Genomic DNA, 6,719 nt, shown 5'->3' on the forward strand with positions numbered 1-6,719 from the left:
TATTTATACAGATCACTCACAATATCTCAATTTTTCACCATTTGAGATCTCCATGACTGATGCATTGACCTTAAGGGATTTGTCAAAGACCTATCACAATGGCTTTCAAGCATTAAAAGGTATTAATCTGGATGTACCAGAGGGTGAGTTTTATGCCCTGCTCGGCCCGAATGGTGCAGGTAAATCTACAACCATCGGCATCATTAGTTCCTTAACAAGAAAAACCTCTGGGACTGTTGAGGTTTTTGGTCACAACTTGGATACTCACCCTTCTGAAGCGAAACAGTGTTTAGGCGTAGTACCACAAGAATTCAACTTCTCCCAGTTCGAGAAAACGTTCGACATCCTTGTTACACAGGCGGGTTATTACGGTATTCCAAAGAAAATTGCTCAAGAACGTGCTGAAGAATATTTAAACAAACTGGGTTTGTGGGAAAAACGCGCTACACAGGCACGTATGCTTTCAGGCGGGATGAAACGTCGTCTGATGATCGCCCGTGCCATGATGCATGAACCAAAACTGTTAATTCTGGATGAACCAACGGCGGGTGTCGATATCGAGCTGCGTCGCTCGATGTGGGACTTTCTGAATGAGATGAACAATAAAGGTACATCAATCATTCTGACCACTCACTACTTAGAAGAAGCAGAGATGCTGTGTCGCCGGATTGCAATCATTGACCGTGGTGTTATTAAAGAAGACACCACCATGAAGAACTTCCTCAATCAGCTAAATGAAGAATCCTTTATCTTCGATCTGGCTGAACCAATCGAACCTCTCCAGCTCGATATTATAGGGGTGAAGTTTAATCTGGTCGATCCAATGACATTGGAAGTCACTTTAGATAAAGCACATAGTATGAATGAACTGTTCCAGTTACTCGAAGCACAGAATATCCAAGTACGTAGTATGCGTAACAAATCCAACCGTCTTGAAGAATTGTTTGTGAAAATGGTTGAGAAAAACCTCAATGGAGCTGCGCAATGAATTTAAATCAGCTTGGCGTTGCCCTCTATACCATCATTTATAAAGAAATCCGCCGCTTTATGCGGATCTGGCCCCAAACCCTACTTCCACCTGCCATTACCATGACTTTATATTTCGTGATTTTTGGTAATCTGGTGGGTTCACGGATTGGAGAAATGGGCGGCTTTAGCTATATGCAGTTCATTGTGCCCGGTTTGATCATGATGGCGGTTATTACCAACAGTTATGCCAACGTATCTTCCAGCTTCTTTAGCTCTAAATTTCAAAAGAGCATTGAAGAACTGATTATGAGTCCGGTACCGCTACATGCAATCCTGTGGGGCTATGTTCTAGGTGGCGTGGCACGTGGTATTTTGGTGGCAATTATTGTGACCAGCATGAGTCTATTTTTTACTGACTTATATATTACTAACTGGTTCGTCACTATATATACAGTACTCGTTACTTCGCTACTGTTTTCATTGGGTGGCTTTATTAATGCGGTATATGCCAAATCCTTTGATGACATCTCGATTATCCCCACTTTTGTGCTGACTCCCCTGACTTATTTAGGTGGTGTATTCTATGCCATCAGTGTTTTAAGCCCTTTTTGGCAAAATCTCTCTTTAATTAACCCGATCGTCTATATGGTGAACGCATTCCGTTTCGGCATTTTAGGTCATAGCGATGTCAATGTTTCCATTTCATTGGCTGTGATTACCTTCTGGTGTGCTGTGTTATACGGTATTGCTTACTATTTATTGTCTCGTGGTTCAGGAATGCGTGAATAATGAGTGTAGAACATTCTCTTCTTGGTAAAGACACCAACTATCCAACAGAATATCAACCGGAGATTCTGTACCCAATTTCACGTGCACCTGCGCGTGAGAAATATGCTCATATTGAAGCTATTCAACAAGGTACGGACTGGTGGCATATTTTTGAAATATCTTGGTTAAATGCTGCCGGTGTACCACAGGTCGCAATTGGTCGAATGACTTTACCCGCATCTTCTCCAAATTTGATCGAATCCAAATCTCTTAAGCTGTATTTCAACAGTCTGAATTTTGCCAAGTTTGAGTCTAAAGCAGCTTTTATTGCGACAGTCGAACAGGATTTATCTAAAGCCGCTGAAGCGGACGTAAAGCTAGATCTGTTCCATATAGATGAGCTGGACATTGCCAAGCCTGAAGGAATCTGCCTGGATGAACTGATCCCAGAACGTCTGGAAAATCATCCTGATGCGACGTTATTGGCTCTAGATAATAAAATTGATGAAAATGTCGAAGTTCAGCTTTATTCACATTTATTAAGAAGTAACTGTCCAGTCACTGGACAACCAGACTGGGGTACAGTATTTATACGCTATCAAGGTAAAAAACCTTGTTATAAGAGCATATTGGCTTATATTATTTCGTATCGTCAGCACAACGGTTTCCACGAACAATGTGTGGAACAGATATTTGCCGATATCTGGCAAAATCTAAAACCGGAAAAGCTGATGGTATATGCGACCTATACACGCCGTGGTGGATTGGATATCAACCCTTGCCGTGTATCGGACTTCACATGGATGCCTCGCCCTATTCGTTTAGCGCGACAATAAGAAACATTGAGGTTTAACGATGCCTTTTTTTGGATTTATTCCTTCAGCAGAACTTTTAAATACAATTCAGACTGCACAGAAAAATAAAAACTCCAGCGAACCGCTGTATCCACTTCGTGACAAAACGGCATTAATGATCAATGATGAGATCATTGATGCCATTTTGACTGAGCTTGTACGCAAGTTCCCAGCAAGTGATAAGCGTGATACTGCGGAAAAACTGGCAGGATATATCAAGTCCACGGTAACAGTCTTGCTCAAGCAGTTACTGGGCAAAGCTCCCAATGAGGTGGTACGTGAATCCATTGCCTTTTCTGAACGCAGTCTGTTTAAGGATCCTGAAGGCAACATCCGTATCGGTGAATCTCTGGATGCCAATCTGGTCACTAACCTTAAGTACCAGTTTGCTGAAGTAAAAGCAGGCAATGAAATCGACAAACAGACCTTGAGCAATCTCTATAAGGAGTTTGGTGAGGCGACTGTACGTCATTTCATGGTGGATTTTAACAAAACCCTGGATCTGGGCATGATTAAACGTAAAGCGGCGGATATTGGTGCTTCTGCAGTGATCAAGGCAATCAACATTGCTGCTGATAAAATCATCCTGAAATTAAACAAGGATGAACTAAAGGCAATGGCGGAATACCACGATACTTTGTTCTATTCTTAATATAAGTTGATAAAAGAAGTCTGGCTGATGTCGGGCTTTTTTATTGCCAATGAAATAGCTTGTTACAGTAAATGCATCTTCACAAGAAAAATGCGTTAAAAATAGCCATACTTTGTCTCTTTTTGTCAAAGCAGTTGGATGTCATTATCCAGTCAATGTTATCTTTAATAGTCCTGAGCAATTGTGTTCTGTTTACAAGATTTTATCGATTTTTTGCCTCTTTTTTCGGGCATAAATAGAAGTGCAGGATGCCCCCTATTGCCAACTCATTCATGAAATTGGAAATCACTGTCAGATGTTAAAACCACATTTTTATAAAAAACTTAAACGACTTTCTCTGGTATTCGCTGCACTAAGTTTTAGTAGTTTTAGCCAAGCCAATGATTTCCAAACGCATCCCTCTTATTCCGCTTTTAAAATCAAAACCATGCAACAGTATGGTTTAAGTAATGAACAGATTGACTGGGCCATGAATGGTACACGCAATTTGCCGAATGTGCTGAGCATCATGAACCGTCCAGGTGAAAGCAAACCGTGGTATAGCTATAAAACCAATTTTCTGGCTGAAAGTACCATTCAGCGTGGTGTACGTTTTAAACAGCAGTATGCCGATACCCTGAATCGTGCTGAACAGCAGTTTGGTGTACCACAGGCGATTATTCTTGGGATTCTGGGAGTAGAAACCGGTTTTGGTAGCAACAAAGGTTCTTTTATCATCCGTGATGCATTAGCCACTCTTGGATTTAATGGTGATCGCCGCAATGAATACTTTCAGGATGAGCTTTCTGCTCTGATTGCCTGGTCATATAAAGATGGGGTGCCAACCAACTCCGTAGTGGGTTCTTATGCCGGTGCGATCGGTTATCCTCAGTTTATGCCAAGCAATATTCCCAAGTTTGGTGTCGACTATGATGGCAATGGTCATATTGATCTTCGTAACTCTGCTGTGGACGCTATTGGTTCAATTGCCAATTATCTGGCTCAGCATGGCTGGCAACGCAACCAGCCAATTGCTTTCCCTGCACGTTATGCTGGTTCAAATCCGGATGCAATAATTGCCAAGGACCTAACCCAGCCAACACCCTATGGTGTATTAAAAACTCAAGGAATTAGTCCTATGAATCCGATCGTAAAAATCGACGATCTGGATTTGGTCAATGTCATTCAATTGCAAGAAAATTATGGGCCGATTTACTATATTACTTATCCAAATTTTCAGGTGATTACCACCTATAATCGCAGCCGAATGTACGCCACTGCTTTGTGGTTGTTAGGTACAGAAATCGTGAGTCGATAAGACTCTTATTTACCGCAAGACACAAAAGTCAACAAATATTTATGAGAAACAGTTCAAATTTTGGACTTTTTTCATACCTTGTTACAATTATGGTTATTTTTTAACCAATTATTGTTTATTTTACGTTCTTTTCAAGACTATTTTAATTAAAGACTAGACAGGCTATTGCCGGCATGAATATTATCCATTTCGTCAAATGTAGTTGCATAAGTTAAATATCAGGCTCGTTTACTTGGTTTTTCAGCACTTTAGATTAACCTTTTGAACCCGCTGCTAGGAGTTGATTCGATGCATTCTTCAATCAAATACTTAATGGCCATTGCCACGACCGTCACACTGACGCAGTCGCAGGCAGAATTGGTCCAGTCATCATCATTAAATAATGATAATGACCGTTCGCGTGTTGCCACACGTGTTCTGAATCGTGAAGCTCAAAGCTTCAATTCAAACTTTACAAATTTAAACAGCCTTTCAATCACTGAGCGTTCTGGCGATAAAGTTCGTCGTGAAACGATTGCAGCTAAAATTGAAATCCCTGAAGATGAGCCTTCAGTGATTGAAAAACTGAACACTGTTGCTTCCAACACAGTTCGTAAATTCAGCCAGACTGGTACAGCATCTTGGTATGGTCGTCAGTTCCACGGTCGTAAAACGGCTAGCGGCGAAACTTTCGACATGAACGGAATGACTGCAGCTCACCGCAGCCTCCCATTGAATTGTTACATTCGTGTGACTAACAAGAACAATGGTAAGAGTGTGGTAGTGAAAGTAAATGACCGTGGTCCATTCCATGGCAACCGTGTACTTGATTTATCTTATGGTGCAGCCAAGCAAATTGGTATCACCAATGCGGGTACTGCCAAAGTTAGTATTGAGCGTGTACAAGGGCCAAACTCTTAAGATTTAGCTTATTAACGCATTTGACCAAAAGCCACAGATAATGTGGCTTTTTTTATGGAATGATTTGCTGTGCTTAAATTAGAACTTATTTCAGGTGTACTGTTACTGCTCTTATCCACCCTGCTCGTCTATTGGTCTTTCTCCAGTAAGCTGACTTCCTGACGAGTGCGTTTTGACCACCACCCTGTTCTGCTTTATATTTTAAGAAATAGAAGCAGCAGGAGTGGAAAATGAAAACTGTAACGGAATGGTTTGATGAATACAGCGACAGTCATCAGAACAAGACTAACAAGCTGATCCACTGGGTCTGCGTTCCCGCCATCTATTTTTCTATTATCGGTATTCTTGCTCACTTCAGTGCATTACTCACTGCATTATTGGTTGTCTTGGCGATGATCTTTTATACGCGTCTTGATATTGTATTGGCGGTTGCTATGGCAGCACTGACTTTAGTTATGGCCTGGTTGATCTGGATCCTGCCAGTTGGCGTCGGTTTTTATATCGGGCTATTTGTTTTTGCCTGGGTTGGCCAGTTTTATGGCCATAAAGTGGAAGGGAAAAAGCCTTCTTTTTTTAAAGACCTCCAATTCCTTCTTATTGGCCCGATTTGGTGCATGGATGCCTATCTAGGCAAACTAATTCCTTTTTGGAAAAGTCGCCAAATAAGCGAAATGAAGCGCATTTAGCGCTATTTCTCATTTTCCTTCATGGGAAGGACCTTATTGATAGGTTCTTCCTTGATGTTTTAACCAGCCATCAACATGTTTTCGGCTTGGATCATGATGGGTCCAATGAATGACCCCACCTTTTTCGCTATATTCATATTCACCAAAAAATTCGACCACGTCGCCTTTTTGAATATTTGAAATACGCGGTGCCAGATCAATATTATGAGCCACTAGCACGGTATGGCCATTGTTTAGTTCTAAAATAAACTTCTGATGACGAGATCCTTTATTATCATCTTTTAATATCGCAGTCACCTCACCCGCACCTTGAACTTGAATATCACTTTGTCTTTGCTAATAAGCCTGTTGTATACGTGCAATACCCGTATCTACCGTATTAATATTTGCACGATCAGGCTGCTGTTTATGTTGTTCAGTAGCTTCCTGTACAGGTGTGAAAGTATTGGTCTGTTGCCTGGACTCAGAAAGATCAAGTCCCAAATAAGCAGCAACCAGTAGTACGATGACTGCCCCAATCCCTATATTTGCTTTATTTGCCATCATTCTCCCCTGATCAGTAATGACTTAATCATAAAAAAAGCCCCATTAAA

At 41.2% G+C, this 6,719-nt stretch carries 7 protein-coding genes and 1 pseudogene; 7 read left to right on the forward strand and 1 reads right to left on the reverse strand.

All coding sequences use genetic code 11. The features are described 5' to 3' along the window. Window positions 1–52 precede the first annotated feature (52 nt). The 7 genes from HADU_RS06685 to HADU_RS06715 all read left to right on the forward strand — a co-directional run bounded on the left by HADU_RS06685 (window position 53) and on the right by HADU_RS06715 (window position 6,126). The gene (locus HADU_RS06685; RefSeq protein ID WP_004815237.1) at window positions 53–988 is read left to right on the forward strand and encodes an ABC transporter ATP-binding protein; all 936 of its coding nucleotides are present in this window, start codon (window positions 53–55) and stop codon (window positions 986–988) included. Further along, window positions 985–1,758 carry an ABC transporter permease gene (locus tag HADU_RS06690; RefSeq protein WP_004815236.1) on the forward strand — a complete coding sequence of 258 codons (774 nt, stop codon included), beginning with the start codon at window positions 985–987 and terminating at the stop codon, window positions 1,756–1,758. The genes HADU_RS06685 and HADU_RS06690 overlap by 4 nt, the downstream gene beginning before the upstream one ends. Then, window positions 1,758–2,573, forward strand: coding sequence for an NADPH-dependent 7-cyano-7-deazaguanine reductase QueF (queF, locus tag HADU_RS06695; RefSeq protein WP_004815235.1), 816 nt, complete (start codon window positions 1,758–1,760; stop codon window positions 2,571–2,573). The genes HADU_RS06690 and queF overlap by 1 nt, the downstream gene beginning before the upstream one ends. A gap of 19 nt (window positions 2,574–2,592) precedes the next feature. After that, window positions 2,593–3,243, forward strand: a complete 651-nt coding sequence (locus tag HADU_RS06700) for a hypothetical protein (RefSeq protein ID WP_004815234.1) — start codon at window positions 2,593–2,595, stop codon at window positions 3,241–3,243. A 295-nt stretch (window positions 3,244–3,538) separates the two neighbouring features. After that, complete coding sequence (mltB, locus tag HADU_RS06705) at window positions 3,539–4,540, forward strand: lytic murein transglycosylase B (RefSeq protein WP_008304675.1); 1,002 nt, start codon at window positions 3,539–3,541, stop codon at window positions 4,538–4,540. A gap of 288 nt (window positions 4,541–4,828) precedes the next feature. After that, window positions 4,829–5,440, forward strand: coding sequence for a septal ring lytic transglycosylase RlpA family protein (locus tag HADU_RS06710; protein ID WP_004815231.1), 612 nt, complete (start codon window positions 4,829–4,831; stop codon window positions 5,438–5,440). 230 nt (window positions 5,441–5,670) lie between these two features. Beyond that, window positions 5,671–6,126, forward strand: coding sequence for a DUF962 domain-containing protein (locus tag HADU_RS06715; protein WP_008304678.1), 456 nt, complete (start codon window positions 5,671–5,673; stop codon window positions 6,124–6,126). 33 nt (window positions 6,127–6,159) lie between these two features. On the opposite strand, the pseudogene HADU_RS06720 reads toward HADU_RS06715, so the two are convergent. Then, a pseudogene (locus HADU_RS06720) lies at window positions 6,160–6,669 on the reverse strand (DUF3465 domain-containing protein). Between the last annotated feature and the right edge of the window lie 50 nt (window positions 6,670–6,719).

The sequence above is a fragment of the Acinetobacter sp. HA genome (genome assembly GCF_000264725.1).
Lineage (GTDB): Bacteria > Pseudomonadota > Gammaproteobacteria > Pseudomonadales > Moraxellaceae > Acinetobacter > Acinetobacter schindleri.